An 18,961-nucleotide genomic window follows, 5' to 3' on the forward strand; every position below is an offset into this window, starting at 1 on the left:
ATAGCGCAACTGTTATTTCGGACTGGTAACTATAATTGTCCCGATGAAAAGCCATATAACAAGAGACTTAAAAATTCAGGTAAAAATAATCGCTATATTTATATCAGCCATATTACCATATTTCTCATCCCAGGCCCAAAAACCTTTGAATATAAAATTCCGCTCGAGGGGATTGCTTGATGCCTCCATATCCGGGTATAGCAATAATGAAACTAAAAGCTATTTTTCACTTGAAGATTTCAGAATCGGATTTAAGGCTTCTTACAAAAAAGATGAAATAAAAGTTGACATAGGAATTGACGAAAGCAAATTGAAAATAAAAGATTTTATTTATAACCGTCATTTCAAAAAAAGTATATTGAGCATCGGAAACATGTATGAACCTTTCTCAATGGATATGCTGATAAGTACAGCAGATTTGAGATTTCATCAGTCGGCAACATCTGTACAGGCATTCACCAATAGTCGAAGATTTGGTATGACTTATCATATATTCGACAACAGTTATTATTTTTCCACAGGAATTTTTAGCAACAACGATATTAATAATCTGAAAAACAATACTGACGGAACATTTATTATCACTTCAAGAGGAATATGGAGAGAACGATATAAACCATACGAATCATTCCTGCATCTTGGAGGTGCTTTTTCACTACGAAGCAAACTTAACAACAGAAAAAATCCTTACTGTGTTACACAAGAGAGTAACGGTGTCACATCGCTATTCGACAAGCCATTACTAAATACCGAACTGACTGACACAAGATATGAATTTAAAGCCATGGCTGAATTATTATATACTTCGGAAAAGTTTATGTTACAGTCGGAATATTTCATCAAACTGATAAGACGTAATAATGGTGTACCCAATTACATATCACACGGAGGTTATATACAGGGAAGTATTTTACTCATTGGCAGAGGCTTCGACTATGATTCACAATATGCAATTCCGGAAGGGCCTAAAGGCAGTAAATCAATGGAACTGGCCGTCAGGGCAAACTACACAAACATGAATCATAGAAAGGCGGACATATACGGAGGCGAAGAAACAGACTTTTCAATAGGAATAAACTATTATTTCAATAAATATTTTGGCATCAAGCTAAATTGTAGTTATGTACATTCCGGAAGACATTGCAACGACTTCTATAGAAAAGACCTTATTATATCGCAAGCCAGGATACAATACATATTTTAATTAAATAAATTACGTTTAATTAATACAGACATTTATGTAAAAACAAGAAAGTCAGAAAAAATTCTGACTTTCTTGTTTTGTAATTGATTATTTTAAATCCATTTAATGTCTGTTGGGAAATAAATATAATTTTAATCAGCCAAAACGAAATCAAGCTGTTTCTTTTCCAGATTGGCGCGTGCCACTTTTATTTTTATTGCATCACCAAGGCTGAATTTCTGATGATAACGTCTGCCAATAAGGCAATAGTTCTTTTCGTCGAACTCGTAATAGTCATTGCCAAGGTCACGCATTGCTACCATACCTTCACATTTGTTCTCGTTTATCTCGACATATATACCCCATTCGGTCACTCCAGAGATTACTCCTTCATAAACAGTTCCTATATGATCGCTCATGAATTCTACCTGCTTGTATTTGATTGATGCGCGTTCGGCACTTGCAGCAGTCTGTTCCATTGCAGAGCTGTGTTCGCACATGCTTTCATACTTGTCGGCCTGAGCACTTCGTCCTCCGTCCAGATAGCGAGTCAGCAGACGGTGAACCATAAGGTCAGGGTAACGGCGTATAGGTGAAGTGAAATGAGTGTAGTAATCGAATGCAAGACCATAGTGACCGATGTTGTGGATTGAATATCTTGCCTTTTGCATAGAACGCAATGACACTGTTTCCACTAGGTTCTGTTCTCCCTTTCCGTTTACATCTTTCAATAGGCGGTTGATAGACTTTGATACTTCTGTTTTTGTTCCGCTCGTACGGATTTTATAACCGAAGCGTGCGATAAACTGGTTAAGGTTGTCCAACTTGTCCGGGTCCGGCAGGTCGTGGATACGATATGGGAATACTTTTGCCTTTTTGTTCTTTGGCACTTTTCCTATGTGTTCCGCAACGGTACGGTTTGCAAGAAGCATGAATTCCTCTATCAGTTTGTTTGCTTCCTTGGACTGCTTGAAATAAACGCTCAGAGGTTTTCCTTTATCGTCAATTTCAAATCTCACCTCGCAACGGTCGAAGTCGATAGCTCCTGCGGCAAGACGTTTTTCACGAAGAATCTGAGCCAGTTTGTTTAGTTCAAGAACTTCCTCCTTGAAATCTCCTTCACCGGTTTCTATTATATTCTGAGCCTCTTCGTATGTGAAACGTCTGTCGGACTTTATTACTGTATGTCTGATACGATAATCCTTGACCTCTGCTTTTTCGTTCATATCGAATATTACAGAATAAGCCAGTTTTTCTTCGTTAGGACGCAGTGAACAGATGAAGTTGCAAAGGCGTTCTGGCAACATAGGTATAGTACGGTCCACAAGATATACGGATGTGGCACGTTTCAATGCTTCCTTGTCTATGATGCTGCCCTCTTTGACATAATGTGAAACGTCGGCGATATGTACACCAACCTCCCAAAGTCCCGGTTTCAGCTGCCTTATTGAGAGCGCGTCGTCAAAGTCTTTCGCATCTTTAGGGTCGATGGTGAATGTGGTTATATTTCGGAAATCCTCGCGTTCTGCATAATCCTCTTTTGTGATTTCTGCAGATAATTTTTCTGCTGCAGCCTCTACTGATTGTGGATAAGTATATGGCAATCCGTATTCAGCCAGTATGGCGTGCATTTCAGTGTTGTTTTCACCGGCCTGTCCAAGCACGTCTATAACCTCACCGAAAGGATTTTTTGCTTCGTCCGGCCATTCTGTAATTTTTACTACAGCCTTATCGCCATTCTTTGCTCCTTTAAGCTTTTCTTTAGGTATAAAGATATCGTTGGCGAGTGTGCTTGTTTCTGTGATGAGGAAAGCATAGTTTTTAGATACTTTCAGTGTTCCTACGAAAGTAGCTTTTGCTCTGTCAAGTATTTCTATCACTTGTCCTTCTATCTTTTGTTTCTTGCATTTCGCACAAAGAGAGATCTTCACCTTGTCATTGTTCATGGCATGAGCTGAGTTCCTTTCTGCAATAAAGATAGGTTCCCCTCCATCGTCAGGTATAAACGAGTTCTTGCCGTTGCTCTTTCTGATGAAGGTACCTGTCATTATCTGACCTCTGTCATTAAGTTTCCATCTTCCTTTTTCGGCTTCAATCAGGAAATTGTCTTCTGCCATATCCTTCACTATGTCGGTACATAGCATTTTGGTAGGATGTGTTGTTAGTTTCAGTCCCAGGAATAATTGCTTAAGACTTATAGCCTCAGTCGGTTTGTTGCGGAAATAGTTTATGATGAGTTCCGACATCTCTTTTTTCTTCATTCTTTTCCCGCCTTTTTTTTCTTTTTTATTTTTAGCCATAGCTATTCCTTTCTTTGTTAGTTTCTACAAAGTAAGCAAAATAAATGGAATAAAGATATAATAGTCTTATTTATTTTCCTGCAAACCAGTAAAAGTGCCACATTTCCCAGAATTTCTAGCCTGAAAGAAATCTGCCTGTAATAATTCTGCTTTCACATATTCCTAAAATTATATGTAAAAGTCAGAATTAATACAGGCAGACCACTATTTATTACGAACTGTTTGTTATTACTTAAGGCAACAGATGATTTTTAGTACCAAGTCTTTTGATTGTCACCCATTATGAATTTCAGGCTTCCACCTTTTATGATATCATTATAGTCTATCCATGGCTTATTGTATTCTTTACCATTCAGAATTATACTCTGGATATAGTTGTTGTCTTTACCTGAGTTTTCTTTTTCGATTATGAATGTTCCATTCTTTACCTTCAGTTCTACGTTTTCGAAAAGAGGGTAACCAAATACAAATTTGCCACCTGCAGGTTCTACCTGATAAAAACCCAGTGATGAAAGTATGTACCATGCAGACATTTGTCCAACATCTTCGTTTCCTGAAAGTCCATCTGGATTTGTGCTGTACATTGTGTTTAGAACCTCTTTAATGCGCTCTGCAGTCTTCCATGGTTGTTCTAAAAGTGTGTATAAGTATGTTATATGATGACTTGGCTCATTCCCGTGGGCATATTGACCTATAAGGCCGCTTATATCTGGAGAAGAAGAATCTCCCATATCACCTTTTGCTATGAACAAGGAGTCAAGTTTTCCTATGAGCTTATCTTTGCTTCCGAAACATTCTGTAAGTCCTTCTATATCGTGTGGTACAAGCCATGTATATTGCCATGCATTACCTTCACAGTAATCATCATCTCTATGTGATGAACTATATGGGCTGAATGGAGTACGCCATGAACCATCCAACATTTTACCTCTCATAAAACCTGTTGAAGGGTCGAAATAGTTTTTGTATGATTTACTCCTTTTCATGAAGTATTCATAATCTTCCTGTTTACCTAGTTTAAGAGCTGCTTGAGCTACTGACCAGTCGGCCAATGCGTATTCCATATCGTATGCAATGGACTCCAGCATTTTGTCTGACGGGATAAAGCCATATTCAATTCTGTGTTGCATACCTCTTTCTCCGAGCATGGATGATTCTTTTAGAGCTTCGTAAGCTAATTCATAGTCAAATCCCTCTATTCCTTTAAGAATGGCATCTGCAACAACAGGAACACCAGGGTTACCTACCATACAGTCTGTTTCACAACCCATGAGATGCCATACAGGAAGTTTTCCTTGTTGCTTATAGATGGTAATCATTGTGTTTATAATATCACTCATCTTTTCAGGATGAAGAATTGTCATAAGTGGCTGTGCAGCTCTGTATGTATCCCAAAGTGAGAATGTTGTATAGTTTTTAAATCCTTCTCCCTTGTGCATTTTATTGTCTGCTCCGTAATAGTCACCGTTTACATCACAGAATTCGGATGGAGCAAACATAGAGTGATATAAAGCTGTATAGAAAATCTTTTTGGCATTATCGTCAGAACATTTATTGATTTTCACTTTACCAAGTTCCTCGTTCCATGCGTCTTTTGCGTCGGCTATTACTTTATTGAAATCCCAACCACTTAACTCTGTCTGCATATTCAGTTTGGCACCGTCTTCTGATACAGGTGATAGTGCAACTTTCATGTATATAGGTTTAGAATCATTTTGGGCAAAATTTACTCGCGCAAACATTTTTTCTCCCTTGCTTTCTTTGGCATCATTTAAGGTTTTCCCGTCTACAATGAATTCTACGCCGTCAAATTTTCTTGAGAACTCTGCATGGAAGAATACTTTCTGGTTGTTAGCCCATCCTTTTGAATATCTGTATCCGTTGATAGTACTGTCATTTACTATTCTTACAAGTGCTTCGGTTGGTTTATCCCAACATCCACCGTTTACCATATCGAATACAATTGAAGGCTTTTCGCCTGAAAGATATGTATATTTATGAAAACCAACTCGTTTTGTTGCTGTAAGTTCTACATCTACATTGTATCTTGATAAATGAGTCCTGTAATATCCCGGCACTACTGTTTCTTTCGATCTGTCAGAATATGACCATAGACCGGTTTCGTATGAAGAATTGTCTCCACGTGCATAAGTGACTTCACCTGTTACAGGCATTACATTGATGTCGTGCAGGTCGCCTATACCAGTACCGCTAAGATGTGTATGAGGAAATCCTATGACTGTAGAGTCTGATACATGATATCCCGAAACCCAATCCCAACTTTGAGGGATACTTGTGGGACCCAATTGTATAAAACCGTATGGAACGTTAGCTCCATAGAACACATGCCCATGACCTCCTGTTCCGATTTTAGGATCTACATAAGCTGTGTAGTCATGTTCCAGCACAGTAGTAGTTTCGTTACTGCATGATGCCAGAATACAAGCCAGCAGTGATACAAAAGCAATAGATAACTTCTTCATAACAAGGTAGTATTAAATTGTTTCTTAATAGGTAATTATATCATTGCAAAAATATAAATTTATTTTAAACTATGGTTTATTATTCTTAAGATTTACCTTTAAGGAAAATAGAGTGGCGTATTTTTCATCTGTTTTTTCTTATTCTTTCTGCCTTTTCTGTTATATAATCAGGGTAACCGTATAGCTTTAATATTTTTATGGCATTACCTTCATTAGCTACACCTCTTTTGATCTTGTAGTCGAAAGCCAGTGTTTCATTCTTAATGTCCTCGCAGAAATGATAAAGTTCGTACTCATTTTCAAGGAGTGATGTAAGTTCGTTGTCGTGTGTTGATGCCAGTATTATGTTGTTATGTATTGCCAGTTCTTTTAGTACAGCTGCATTTATGGAAATTCGTTCTGCAGTATTTGTTCCTTTAAACAGTTCGTCGAACACCAGAAGATGATTGCCTGATATAGCACGGTCGAATACCTTTTTCACATTTTCTGTTTCTGTGAGGAAATAACTTTTCCCTTTCTCTAAGTCATCTTCGGTATCTATTACTGAGAGGATATGCCTGCCGGTATCAATTCTGAATTCATTCGCAAAGCAGGTGTTAAGTGTTTTGCCAGTTATTGTATTTATTGCAATGGTACGTATGAAACTGGTCTTTCCCGACATATTGGAGCCTGTAATGAGTACTGATTTCGTGGATATTGATATGTCGTTTGGAATACAGTTGTCTATCAGCGGATGATAAACGGATTTAGCCGACAGCTTTTCATTATTTCCAGGTTTTGTGGGAGGGCAATAATAAGGAAGCTCTTCGCGAAGAAAAGACAAAGAACAAATTACATCCAGAAATCCGATGAAACGAAAAACGCTGTCGATATCTTTACGTTTGCTATCAATCAGACGGAATGAGTTTATAACATTTATTGTGGTATGAAGAAAGAATATATCCAGCAATTCTGTAAACATAAATAAAGGCATTGCTGCGTTACTGTCCATATTAATACTTATACGGAATAAGCGCAGTTTCTTGACCAGCTCTTTTAGGTTGTTGATATACTGGTGGATATTTCTGTTCGTATCGGCAAATATACTGATTTCTGCAACCTCTTTTGCAGTTTGTAAAAGTCTGTACAGTTGTGGTATGGAAAAATAGTATAATGAGAGCTGACTTTTCTGTTTCAGATGCAGATAGCTGTTTGCGATATATGATGCAAGAAGCAGTATAAGAAACTGTCCCGGAATGTTGCTTATAAAGGTGCATAGCAGGAAAACCGACGGTAGCCACCGGCAGATGTTGATTGCGTGGATGTAGCATTGTGAGTAGTCTGTATGTTTTCCGTGTAGTAACTCTGTTATTGTGTAAGCATCAGGTTTATTAAGTTTCCCTAGTAGTCCTACAAGCCGCTTCCTTAATGAAATGTTATCATGTAGTTCCTTTATCAGAGATTCGTTATCCTTGATTTGTGAAATTTCATCTTTGCATACAATGTGATATAAATATTGTCTGCCTATACATGAGGATGTAAAGTCTATCTTTTCGCACAGACTGTCGATGTTCAGTTCGTGACGTACATTTTCGGGCAGTCCTTTTTCTCCGAAAGTCATGTTGCGGTACGTATCGTATGCTTTGATGTCATTATCCATAGTCGGCAGAATATTATATACGCAAATATACTTACAAAAACTAAAAGATGCAATTTATTACTGTTGATGTAAACAATAGTAAAGTTCGATTGTTTTGTTATAGATAGGAAACATTATCTTTAGATGAGATAGCCTGCACCTCGGAAACAAAAGCCTGAAAACTTTGTGCTTCACTCGGTTTGCACTATCTTTGTGCCTTTATAATACGGAAAGTTATGAATAACAAAATATTAGTAACAGGAGCCAGCGGATTTATTGGCAGTTTTTTGGTTGAGGGTGGCCTTGCCGAAGGAATGCAGGTATGGGCCGGAGTGCGCAAAAGCAGTAGCAGAAAGTATTTACAGGACGAACGGATACGTTTTGCTGAACTGGATTTTACAGATTCTGACAAACTGGCGTCGCAGTTGCTCAAGCATAAGGAAGAACACGGTGGATGGGACTATATCATTCATTGTGCCGGTGTCACCAAATGTCTGGACAAGGCTGGTTTCGAGATAGGTAACTATTGGGCTACACGTCATTTCATCGAGACACTTGTTAAGCTTGATATGACTCCTAAGAATTTTATTTTTATAAGTTCACTCAGTATTTTCGGACCTATACGCGAGAAAGATTATTCGTCTATATGCGAGACGGATAAGCCTGTTCCGAACACGGCTTACGGAGTGAGTAAGCTCAAGACAGAGGAGTATCTTCATGGTCTGAAGGATTTTCCATACGTAATATTCCGTCCTACGGGAGTATATGGCCCGCGCGAGAGGGATTACTTCCTGATGATAAAGTCGATATGCAATCATGTTGATTTCGTTGCAGGATATAAGAGACAGGATATTACTTTTATATATGTAATGGATTTGGTTCAGGCTGTTTATCTGGCAATAAAGAAGGACGTAAAATACCGCTCGTATTTTGTTAGCGACGGCGAGGTGTATAACAGTCGGACATTTTCCGATCTTATACGTAAGGAACTGGGAAATCCGTGGATGATAAGATTTGTATGTCCGTTATTCCTGCTCAAAGCTATTTCGTATGTGGCTGAGTTCTTTTCACATTTCACTCACAAGCCGAGTACCCTGAATAGAGATAAATATAATATAATGAAGCAGCGCAACTGGAGGTGTGATATTAGCCCGCTCATAGAAGAATTGGGATATAAACCCGAATATAAACTGGAGCGTGGTGTAAAGGAAATAATTAGCTGGTATAAAAAAGAAGGATGGATATAAACTTAAAATTGTTGGAGAGGGTAGAGAGTGGTAAGGGACTTTTTGCCGTAGAGAGTATAAGCTTTATTTACAATGCCCTGACTTCAATCCTCATATTGATTTTGTATCCTCGCATGGACCATCCCGGCATTATGCTTCTGGAACGTCTGGGGATAGTGGCCCTCACGTTTGCCCTGATGTATCTTTATAGGGCATACCCGTGCAGGCTTACGGCTTTTGTACGTATGGTGGTACAGATGTCGCTGTTGGCATACTGGTATCCTGACACGTACGAATTCAACCGTGTGTTCGACAATCTTGACCATATATTTGCGGCCATGGAGCAGTCTTTGTTCGAGTGTCAGCCATCGGTAGAGTTTAGTAAGCATTTTCCTTCGATATGGTTCAGCGAACCGCTTAATATGGGATATTTTTTTTATTATCCCATGATGTTGATATTGGTGGTATATTATTTTGTAAATCATTATATGAAGTTCGAGAAAGTATGTTTCGTGCTAGTAACTTCGTTTTTCATATATTATTTGTTCTATCTGCTTGTACCTGTGGCAGGTCCACAGTTCTATTTTCCTGCAATAGGAATGGACAGAGTAAACGCTTGCGAGTTTCTGCAGCTTGGCGACTATTTCAATTATAATGTCCTGCTGTTCCCGGCTCCAGGTTATGACCATGGTTTTTTCTATAATCTGGTTGAGGCCTCGCAGGAGATAGGCGAGCGACCTACTGCTGCATTTCCAAGTTCGCATGTTGCCATATCCACTATAGTAATGATAATGTCGTCTAAGGTAAGCAGGAAACTTACATATTTTCTGTTGCCGTTTTATATGCTGTTATGTCTTGCTACCGTATATATTCAGGCTCATTATCTGATAGACTCTATTGTAGGATTCATATCTGCGTTTTTCGTTTATCGTATAGTTGTAACGATGTACGACAAATGGTTTATTACACCCACTTTCAAATGATTAATAAAACTATTTTATGAAGATTAGAAATATAGATTTAGGAGAACAGCCCGTACTTCTTGCCCCGATGGAAGATGTTACCGATCCGGCATTCCGACTTCTCTGTAAGGAGTTTGGGGCCGATATGGTATATACCGAGTTTGTGTCGAGTGACGCTCTGATACGTTCGGTTGGTAAAACCATGCTTAAGCTTAACATAAGCGAAAAGGAACGTCCCGTAGCTATTCAGATTTACGGGAAGGACACAGAAACCATGGTTGAGGCCGCAAAAATAGTGGAACAGGCTAATCCTGATATTCTGGATTTGAACTTCGGATGCCCCGTCAAGCGTGTAGCCGGAAAGGGGGCAGGTTCGGGTATGTTGCAGAATGTTCCTAAGATGCTCGAGATAACTAAGGCTGTGGTAGATGCTGTTAAGATACCTGTTACGGTGAAAACCCGTTTGGGATGGGATTCAGAGCATAAGATAATAGTGGAGCTTGCAGAGCAGTTGCAGGACTGCGGTATAGAAGCCTTGACAATACATGGACGTACACGCGCCCAGATGTATACGGGTGAGGCCGACTGGACCCTGATAGGCGAGGTGAAGAACAATCCGCGCATGCATATTCCTATTATAGGTAATGGTGATGTCACTACTCCGCAGCGCGCAAAGGAATGTTTCGATAAATATGGTGTGGATGCCATTATGATTGGACGTGCCAGCTTCGGTCGTCCATGGGTGTTCAAGGAAGTGAAACACTATCTTCAGACAGGTGAGGAGCTGACCGGACTTGACTTCGGATGGAAGATGAATGTTCTTCGTCGTGAGGTGCAGGACAGTGTAAACCTGCTTGACGAGCGTCGCGGTATTCTGCATGTACGTCGTCATCTTGCCGCGTCACCTTTGTTCAAGGGAATTCCTAATTTCAAGGAAACGCGTATTGCTATGCTCAGGGCAGAGACATTGGATGAACTGAATTCTATTCTTGATCATATTGAAGAGACTTTTGCCTATTGATTTATAGATTTTTCATTGCCGACTATAGTGGGCATAGCTGCTGACTGTAGTGGGCAATACTGTTGACTACAGTCGGTAGCACTGCTGACTATAGTCGGCATCAGAAAACAATATGCTTTAAGTATGTTATTATTTTTGATATAGTGGTATGACATATGTAAAAATATCCGTCATGCCTTTGTTTTTACATGTAAATATGGAAGTAATGATTATTTTGAGTAATTTTGCAGCCATAACTCAATGAAAGATAAATGAATTATTCAATTAAAGATTTCGAGATAATGGCGCCTGTAGGCTCGCGCGAGTCATTGGCAGCAGCCATTAATGCCGGAGCTGATTCTATCTATTTCGGTATTGAAAGCCTTAACATGCGTGCCCGTTCGGCAAGCACGTTCACTATTGACGATTTGCGTGAGATTGCAGCTCTCTGCGATGAGCATGGAGTGAAAAGCTACCTCACCATAAATACTATAATTTATGACGAGGACATAGAGCTGATGCGCAAGATCGTGGATGCAGCAAAGGAAGCCGGTATCAGTGCAGTGATTGCAGCCGATGTATCTGTCATGGCATACTGTAATCAGGTAGGTCAGGAAGTTCATCTCTCTACTCAGCTCAATATCAGTAACGCTGAGGCTCTGAAGTTCTATTCACGTTTTGCTGATGTAGTGGTATTGGCACGAGAACTTAACTTGAAGCAGGTACGTAAGATATACGATGCTATTCAGGAGGAGAACATAACAGGTCCGATGGGTGAGAAAGTCAGAATAGAGATGTTCTGTCACGGAGCTTTGTGTATGGCTGTATCCGGCAAATGCTATCTTAGCCTTAACGAACTGAATGCTTCTGCCAATCGTGGAGCATGCATGCAGGTGTGCCGCCGTTCTTATATAGTAAAGGACAAGGAAAGCGATATAGAACTGGAAGTTGACAATCAGTATATCATGTCTCCTAAAGACCTGAAGACCATACATTTCATGGACGAGATGATAGAAGCCGGAGTACGTGTGTTCAAGATAGAAGGACGTGCACGCGGACCTGAGTATGTGCGTACTGTAGTGGAATGCTATAAGGAGGCTATCCAGTCATATCTTGACGGTACATTTACCGAAGAAAAGAAAGCTGATTGGGATACACGTCTCAAGACAGTGTTCAACCGTGGTTTCTGGAACGGATACTATCTTGGACAGCGTCTTGGCGAGTGGAGCAAGAACTATGGTTCTGAGGCTACAGAAAGAAAGGTATATGCTGGACGCGGTATAAAATACTTCTCAAATATCGGTGTTGCTGAGTTCCTCATCGAAGCTACAGAAATAAAGGTTGGCGACAAGCTGCTTATCACCGGTCCTACTACCGGAGCAATGTATGTTAATCTCGAAGAGGCACGTGTAGCTCTCAAACCGGTAGATGTAGTGAAGAAAGGTGTTCACGTATCGTTCAAGGTTCCTGACAGAATCCGTCCTAGCGACAAACTTTACCGTATAGTTCCTGCTGAGGAATTGAAGAAGAAATAAAAAGACGTTTATACGTTTTCCACATATAATTAACACCCATGTTGATAACTATATTGATGTAGTAATCGACATGGGTGTTAATTTGTTGATATACATAGGTGTTGTTAGCTGTTCACAGGGTGTTGAAAACGTTTTGCAAACATGTTTAAAAGCGTTTACAAACTTGTTGAAAACCTTTTATGGCTGTTGAAAAGATTGTTCCTTGCATCGTATTGATACTATTGGTTTGTATAATATCTTTTGTATCTTTGCCCCGCATTTTTAATCAATTTAATTATTAACCAATGAAAGAAAACATTCAGAAAAGCAGCCGGACTATGCGTTTCAGACGCTATTCCAACCGCTCTTATGCAGTGTTCTCCACATTGAAATCTCCGGTAAGTATCGGGGTGATGACAGTAGCTATGCTGGCATCTGCACCTGTTTCTGGTATATCAGCCCAGACTGCCGAGAAAAACAATGCAGGCGAGAAACTGTATGAGCTGGAGGAAGTGGAGGTAACCGGCAGCCGTGTGCCGCTCACAGTGAGCCAGGCAGCACGAATCGTGACTGTACTCGACCGCGAGGCTATTGCCGCCGCCCCTGTACAAAGTATTAACGACCTGTTAAAGTATGCCGCCGGCGTTGATGTCCGACAGCGCGGTGACATGGGAGTACAAACGGACATAAGTATTCGTGGGGGAACGTTCGACCAAATTACTATCCTTTTGAACGGAATAAACATCTGCGACCCACAAACTGGCCATAACTCGGCCGATTTTCCTGTTGAATTAAGTGAAATAGAACGTATCGAGGTCTTGGAAGGACCTGCAGGACGTGTGTATGGCACATCATCGCTGGTGGGAGCCATCAATATCGTTACTCGTACTGCAAAGGACAGCGGGGCAGAAGTGTTTGCCGATGGCGGTTCTTATGGCTATTTCAAAGGTGGAGCTATGGTAAGCCATGTGAAGAATGGTTTGAGTAACCAGGTCTCTGGCAGCTATAGCCGCAGTGACGGATTCAGCCGTAGTAAAGCAGGAAATCTTAATGCCGATTTCAAATATGCAAGGCTCTTCTATCAGGGACGATATGAGAACGATCAGGTAGATGTACGCTGGCATGCAGGTTTCACAAACAAGGATTATGGCGCGAACACTTTCTACAGCACTCTTTCCGACGAACAGTTTGAACACGTAAGGAAGTATTACACTGCTGTTCAGGCAGAGACCAAGGGTGATGTCTATCATTTCAAGCCGTCTGTCTATTGGAACCGTTCGGACGACAGGTTTGAATTCTATCGCGGGATGCCAGATAAATCTCCTTTTAATTATCATCAGACGGATGTTTATGGTGTAAACCTTAACAACTACATCCAGACATTCCTCGGAAAGACAGCATTCGGGGCGGAGTTCAGGAATGAAGGTGTAAGGAGTACATCGCTTGGAGAACCGCTCAATTCTCCGGTGAAGGTTCCCGGTGCTGATGCCGATTTTACTCTCGGGCTTAACAGGACCAATCTGAGTTTTCATCTGGAACATAATATCGTGTTGAGGCGTTTCACTCTTTCAGCAGGAGTGATAGCCGTGAAGAACACCGGCAATGAAATGAAGTTCCGTTTCTATCCGGGTGTTGATGCCAGCTATCAGTTTGCGCGCGACTGGAAGGTTTATGCTTCTTACAACACTTCATTGCGTATGCCTACTTTTACAGAGCTGTATTATTCCGTTGGAGGTCATAAAGCCGACAAATATCTGAAACCTGAAGAAATGCAGGCAGTGGAAGTGGGAGTGAAGTATCTTCGTCCGGGAATACGTGGTACTCTTAGTCTGTACCGCTATCACGGAACGGACATGATAGACTGGATAAAGGATATATCGCAAGGCGATGACGCTCCATGGCAGTCGGTTAATCATGCCGTAATCAATACAATGGGTGCTGAGGCCTCTGTTCTTGTTGATATACGCGAACTGATGCAGCGCGATGCCTTTGTGCGTTCGGTCAATGTGTCGTACAGTTATATTGACCAGGATAAGGAAACTACGCCAAATCTACAGTCGAAATATGCATTGGAGTATCTCAGACATAAGTTCGTGGCGCAGGCAAACTTCAGGATATGGAAACTGTTAGAGATGAACGTGTCATACCGCTGGCAGGACCGAATGGGTAATTATCAGAAAGGCAATTCTATGGTGCCATACGAACCTTATTCTCTAGTAGATGCACGGTTTACATGGAATGCGCCGCAGTATAAGATATATGTAGAAGGAAACAACCTTCTGAACAAGACATATTATGACCATGGCAATATCCCGCAGCCCGGAATATGGGTAAGGGCAGGAGCAAGCTATAGGTTTAAATTCTGATAATTAAAATGTTTGTATCCTCAGGAAACTGCTTTGTTTTCTGAGGATACTCTATTTAAACATGTAACAAAATGCTCTTGTAATATATATGAAGTGAAGTTTTTGCCCCTATTTTATATTGATTTAAATCAAAAAAGCTCGAAAAAGTAAAATCTTTGTCATTGAGATTGAACAAATCTACTGTTCCTTTTGTCTTGATAAGCGTATAACATTTAATAATTTGAGATGAAAAGGATAACACTATTTGCACTTATAGGTCTTCTTTTTATGGTGTCGTGTACAAACGACGAGATGATGAACAGTAGCAATACAGGCTCGGGACGCAGTGGCATACGTTTTCGTTTGAAAAAGTCTGCCTACATAGGCGACATTGACTCGCGTACAGAGTCTGTGAGTACAGGCGTATATGACAAAGTTTTTTTCTATATAGCCGATTCTGACGGCGATGTAGTGACTACAGTACATGGCAAATATAATGCGCTAACTTCGGAAATATATGCCGAAGGCCTTCATGAGGGCGACTATAACCTGCTTGTTTTGGCTATAAAGGGCGATGAAACAGCCGATCGTGCTGAGATAAATGAAATATCAAGTATGGATGATGAATGGCTGGTGTTTCCTTCCGATCTCCACAAACCTCTGGAAGCGGAGTATTTTTATTCCTGTACACCGTTTACAGTCCGTTTAGTTCCTGCTGAAGGAGGTAGCACTGAGGTTATCAGCATTGACAGCGAAGTTACACAGGATAGGATAGTAGGTCGTTTGGATTTTAATTTCGTATATAATAACCGATATGTGCGTAATGCAACGGTTGAGAAAAGAGTGAGACTTACTGAGTCAAAGTTCTATACATCAATAACAGGTGGAGGCTCCTTTACGGGAGAAAGTGACGGTATTATAGACGATATGGTTTTAAGAGAGGATATTCCTTATCTGTTTATGCCTACAGTTTCCGGTACTGTTTTAAAAGGAGATATATTTCATACTTCAGTAAACTATCTTGATGAGAAGACTGTTCTTGACTTCAATTTTGGCCAGCAGGAAGTGTTGCCAAATCATGCACATACGGTAAGCACTGCGGTAAAGCATCCTGATGACATTTCTCCGGTTATGTATATAACTGCCGATGCTTACAGAGCTGGAAATCATGCACGAATTCTGGATGATGATGAACCTGTATCTGTTTATACGGACAGGTCTCAGCGCACTTTTAACACAGCAAAGCCATTACAGCTTTCAATTACTGATGATGGGCGTCTGCATATGCGTTTTTATTCTCCACGTGTACTTTATGGAGTTACATTGAGAGCACGTATAGCGGCTGTGGATGATGAATATTTCGATTTTGCATATTTCGATTCCATTCCTGCTTTCTGCGATTTCTATGAATCCTCTCCAATGGTAGAGAAAGGCACTATGTGTCGTACTGAGAACGGTCGCATAATCAATGTTCCGGCACTTGACGCTGCCGCCATAGCCGGAGCGGAGTTGAAGATAATTTCATCAGATCCTTATTGGGAGAAACTTCAGGGAATAAAGCACGGATGGACACTTTTTTGGGGGCTTTTTGGTGGAGACCCTTCGCGTGAAGATGGAGGTCCGGTAGGTAACTGGATGGGTATCCGTCCGGTTCACTGTAGAGAATCTGTGGCTTTCTTCCTTAATTTTACCTATATGATTGATATGGATGAACACGAGGCTATCCTTCATGAGAATGTTGACAAGTTATACGATGACAACAGACAGCCTGTAAAGGTGGAGGATGTATTGGCAAAGATGCGGCGCGGACAGACACTTCAGATTGGACTGGTCTATTCTGGAAACGGTGTTGTCGGTTTGGGTAGTCCGACTGTGTTTGGAGCATTTCAGGCTGGATGGTTCGAACATTATTCAAACCGTTATGCGTGTAACGTGATGTTCCATGAGCTGGGACACGTTATGGGGTACGGACACAATAGCTCGTTCACCTACGGTCCATGGGCAGAGCAGCTGATGAATAATTTTTATGTTGACAATATTGGCAAAATGCCTATAGATTCTCCGGCTTATCTAAAAAGTTCCTCAAATCCTCATAAATACAAATAATATCTGAATTATCATAAACAATATTTCAATATGGGAGTAAGACTTGTAAATATATTATCTGCATTATTATTGATTTCTCTTTACTCATGTAGTGATGACAGCATATCCTCCGGGAATTCGTCAGGTGATGTCGTGGCTGCCAGACTGTCATTGCTCAGTACTTCTGCCGCAGAATCTGATGAGGTAGAGAATGTGTCGGCATATCGTTTTGATGGTGGCATATTAATGGAGGTGTTTGATACGCTTGAGCCGGGAACAGATGGAGTAGTGTCTCTTAAGCCTTCTGTCATGAGTGGTAATGTATATTTTATGATTAACGCAGGAAATCTCGTTTTCGATCGTGGTTTTGAAGTAGGCGTGACTTCTGAGTCAGATTTCCAGGCAATGACTGCCGGAGCCGATGAAATGGTATCGGGTGGAATGTTTCTGTCCGGCATGTCAACTATAAGCCGACAGACATCGTCTGTAGCAGTAGCAATGAAACGTTCTGTTGCGAGAATAGATATAAGCTCTCCAATCAATAACGTTTCGGTGAATAGTGTAAAGGTGAAGAATGTATGCCCTGAAGGTTATGTAATTGAGGGAGGTAATGGTGGAAACATACCCCAGCCGGTTGATATGGTGAAAGATTATGCTGACAGTCCTCTGACATCGGCTGAAGAAACTTTGTTTTATCTTCCGCATCAGGAAGGTAAGAACTTTGAGGTAGAAATAATGGTTACATCCTCTGGTTCATGGCACAGGCTGAGAACTGTTTTACCGGATATTTCGCGCAATAAGGTTTATACCCTTAAAGTATATGGTGATGGTGAGGACTTTAGTGTGAAAGTAGTTGAAGGCTCATGGCAGGAAGGCGACGGAACAACCTCAGACGGACTTATAAATGCTTTTGTAGATGTTGATAACTCGGTACTGAGTGATGGCATTAGAGTTAATGAGACACGCGATTCTGTTTTTATACCATCATGGGAAACAAACTTCAGTCTTGCCATAAGCGGTGAGTTAGGTTCAACTGTGAATGTGGATGGCTTGGTGAAAGGTGTTGATGTCACTGTTTCTCGTTCCGGAAATCTTGATAATGTGTGCAGTTTGAATGTGAGCAGCAGTAATAAGATTATTGGTAGTGTGGACGGATACATGTATGTTAATGTACATAACGGTGATGCATTACGTGGTAGAGTTGTTCTTGTATTTTTGGCTAATCCGGTTAAGATACAGGGGCAGTTGAGTTTTGATGATAATTACGTTTGCGATTTCGGACGATATATAGACGGTGAACTGGCTGTATTGAGTGTTCCGGATGATAAAGTTATAAGACTGGAATTCGACGATAACTCACCGGAATGGATGAAACTGGAAGAAACAGCAGATGGCACATACCGTATTTTGGGAGGATGGCGCCCGAATGACGCTGATGCTGATGGAAGAATACAGGAAGGAAGAATTTTGATTTCCGACGTGTCAGGTGTGCATAGTGAGACCTATACGGTAAAGAGACAGAATTGGGGACTTCCAGTGGTAAACATAAACGGTACATGGTGGTGTAAATACAATCTGCGCGGAAACGTTAAAGATTTTACCGACCAGATCCTTGTTTCAAACGATCCTGCACGTGATGGAAATGTTGCAGACTATCTGACCGAATGTACGGATGATGAGTTCCTGAATATTCTTGGAGATCAGTATCAGGCAGGTAATCGCGATGGCCTGAAATTGAAGAATGACGGAACAGGATTTTTGTTTGAAGGATATTCTACGAAGACTGATAATTTCGGTACACTGAATCCTGGTTATATGGCTCCTGACGGTTATGAAATACCGGATTATAACGATTACAGATTCTTCAACTGGGGTAATAACTGTAATTTAGGCTATTTTAATCCGGGCGCGTTCAATAATGGTTTGGGGCAGAGATTAAACTTCTCTGTGGTAGAGAGGGAAGCCATGTTCCTGGGCTATGAGTACGGAAACGTTACTTTCTATGATTTTGAGTATGAAGGAGAGCACCTTGTATTATGCGGTCTCGGCCATCAGTGGAGCGAAACAGGTATATCGAAGAAAATGATTCAGTTTGCCACATACGGCAATTCCGGCAGTACATGGCTCATAGAAGGCTATTCCAAGAGTGAAGGCAGAGGAAACTGGTTCAAATTTGCGGCAAGTAATGCGCAGAAGACCAGAACCATACGATGTGTGAAAACTCCTGTTGAATATATTTATTAAT

At 40.8% G+C, this 18,961-nt stretch carries 11 protein-coding genes; 8 read left to right on the forward strand and 3 right to left on the reverse strand.

Annotation, left to right across the window (positions count from 1 at the left end; translation table 11 throughout):
• The first annotated feature begins 43 nt into the window (after positions 1–43).
• The gene (locus tag Q0486_RS05150) at positions 44–1,204 is read left to right on the forward strand and encodes a porin (protein WP_299230879.1); all 1,161 of its coding nucleotides are present in this window, start codon (positions 44–46) and stop codon (positions 1,202–1,204) included.
• 131 nt (positions 1,205–1,335) lie between these two features.
• On the opposite strand, the gene rnr is transcribed toward Q0486_RS05150, so the two are convergent.
• The 3 genes from rnr to Q0486_RS05165 all read right to left on the reverse strand — a co-directional run bounded on the left by rnr (position 1,336) and on the right by Q0486_RS05165 (position 7,605).
• Complete coding sequence (gene rnr, locus Q0486_RS05155; RefSeq protein WP_299230881.1) at positions 1,336–3,483, reverse strand: ribonuclease R; 2,148 nt, start codon at positions 3,481–3,483, stop codon at positions 1,336–1,338.
• A gap of 251 nt (positions 3,484–3,734) precedes the next feature.
• Positions 3,735–5,966: a GH92 family glycosyl hydrolase gene (locus Q0486_RS05160; RefSeq protein WP_299230883.1), complete on the reverse strand. Its 2,232-nt coding sequence runs from the start codon at positions 5,964–5,966 to the stop codon at positions 3,735–3,737.
• Positions 5,967–6,090: 124 nt separating this feature from the next.
• Positions 6,091–7,605, reverse strand: a complete 1,515-nt coding sequence (locus Q0486_RS05165) for a DNA mismatch repair protein MutS (RefSeq protein ID WP_299230885.1) — start codon at positions 7,603–7,605, stop codon at positions 6,091–6,093.
• Positions 7,606–7,820: 215 nt separating this feature from the next.
• On the opposite strand from Q0486_RS05165, the gene Q0486_RS05170 reads away from it, so the two are divergent.
• From Q0486_RS05170 to Q0486_RS05200, 7 genes are all read left to right on the forward strand, one after another.
• The gene (locus Q0486_RS05170) at positions 7,821–8,831 is read left to right on the forward strand and encodes an NAD(P)-dependent oxidoreductase (RefSeq protein ID WP_299230887.1); all 1,011 of its coding nucleotides are present in this window, start codon (positions 7,821–7,823) and stop codon (positions 8,829–8,831) included.
• Positions 8,828–9,793, forward strand: a complete 966-nt coding sequence (locus Q0486_RS05175; protein WP_299230940.1) for a phosphatase PAP2 family protein — start codon at positions 8,828–8,830, stop codon at positions 9,791–9,793. The genes Q0486_RS05170 and Q0486_RS05175 overlap by 4 nt, the downstream gene beginning before the upstream one ends.
• Positions 9,794–9,809: 16 nt before the next feature.
• Complete coding sequence (gene dusB, locus Q0486_RS05180) at positions 9,810–10,793, forward strand: tRNA dihydrouridine synthase DusB (protein ID WP_204392500.1); 984 nt, start codon at positions 9,810–9,812, stop codon at positions 10,791–10,793.
• 251 nt (positions 10,794–11,044) lie between these two features.
• Positions 11,045–12,307: a peptidase U32 family protein gene (locus Q0486_RS05185; protein WP_287678945.1), complete on the forward strand. Its 1,263-nt coding sequence runs from the start codon at positions 11,045–11,047 to the stop codon at positions 12,305–12,307.
• Between the two features lie 284 nt (positions 12,308–12,591).
• Positions 12,592–14,652, forward strand: a complete 2,061-nt coding sequence (locus Q0486_RS05190) for a TonB-dependent receptor (protein WP_299230894.1) — start codon at positions 12,592–12,594, stop codon at positions 14,650–14,652.
• A 225-nt stretch (positions 14,653–14,877) separates the two neighbouring features.
• Complete coding sequence (locus Q0486_RS05195) at positions 14,878–16,737, forward strand: hypothetical protein (protein WP_299230895.1); 1,860 nt, start codon at positions 14,878–14,880, stop codon at positions 16,735–16,737.
• Positions 16,738–16,767: 30 nt separating this feature from the next.
• Entirely contained in the window at positions 16,768–18,960 is a 2,193-nt protein-coding gene (locus Q0486_RS05200; RefSeq protein ID WP_299230896.1) for a hypothetical protein, read from the forward strand.
• Position 18,961: the final 1 nt, after the last annotated feature.

It is taken from the genome of uncultured Bacteroides sp. (assembly GCF_937912035.1).
Taxonomy (GTDB): Bacteria; Bacteroidota; Bacteroidia; order Bacteroidales; family Bacteroidaceae; genus Phocaeicola.

What these genes read in the sequence shown, in the direction of transcription:
- Q0486_RS05150 (WP_299230879.1), top strand. Translation starts at nt 44, where the DNA reads ATGAAAAGCCATATAACAAGAGACTTAAAAATTCAGGTAAAAATAATC.
- rnr (WP_299230881.1), bottom strand. Translation starts at nt 3,483, where the DNA reads ATGGCTAAAAATAAAAAAGAAAAAAAAGGCGGGAAAAGAATGAAGAAA.
- Q0486_RS05160 (WP_299230883.1), bottom strand. Translation starts at nt 5,966, where the DNA reads ATGAAGAAGTTATCTATTGCTTTTGTATCACTGCTGGCTTGTATTCTG.
- Q0486_RS05165 (WP_299230885.1), bottom strand. Translation starts at nt 7,605, where the DNA reads ATGGATAATGACATCAAAGCATACGATACGTACCGCAACATGACTTTC.
- Q0486_RS05170 (WP_299230887.1), top strand. Translation starts at nt 7,821, where the DNA reads ATGAATAACAAAATATTAGTAACAGGAGCCAGCGGATTTATTGGCAGT.
- dusB (WP_204392500.1), top strand. Translation starts at nt 9,810, where the DNA reads ATGAAGATTAGAAATATAGATTTAGGAGAACAGCCCGTACTTCTTGCC.
- Q0486_RS05185 (WP_287678945.1), top strand. Translation starts at nt 11,045, where the DNA reads ATGAATTATTCAATTAAAGATTTCGAGATAATGGCGCCTGTAGGCTCG.
- Q0486_RS05190 (WP_299230894.1), top strand. Translation starts at nt 12,592, where the DNA reads ATGAAAGAAAACATTCAGAAAAGCAGCCGGACTATGCGTTTCAGACGC.
- Q0486_RS05195 (WP_299230895.1), top strand. Translation starts at nt 14,878, where the DNA reads ATGAAAAGGATAACACTATTTGCACTTATAGGTCTTCTTTTTATGGTG.
- Q0486_RS05200 (WP_299230896.1), top strand. Translation starts at nt 16,768, where the DNA reads ATGGGAGTAAGACTTGTAAATATATTATCTGCATTATTATTGATTTCT.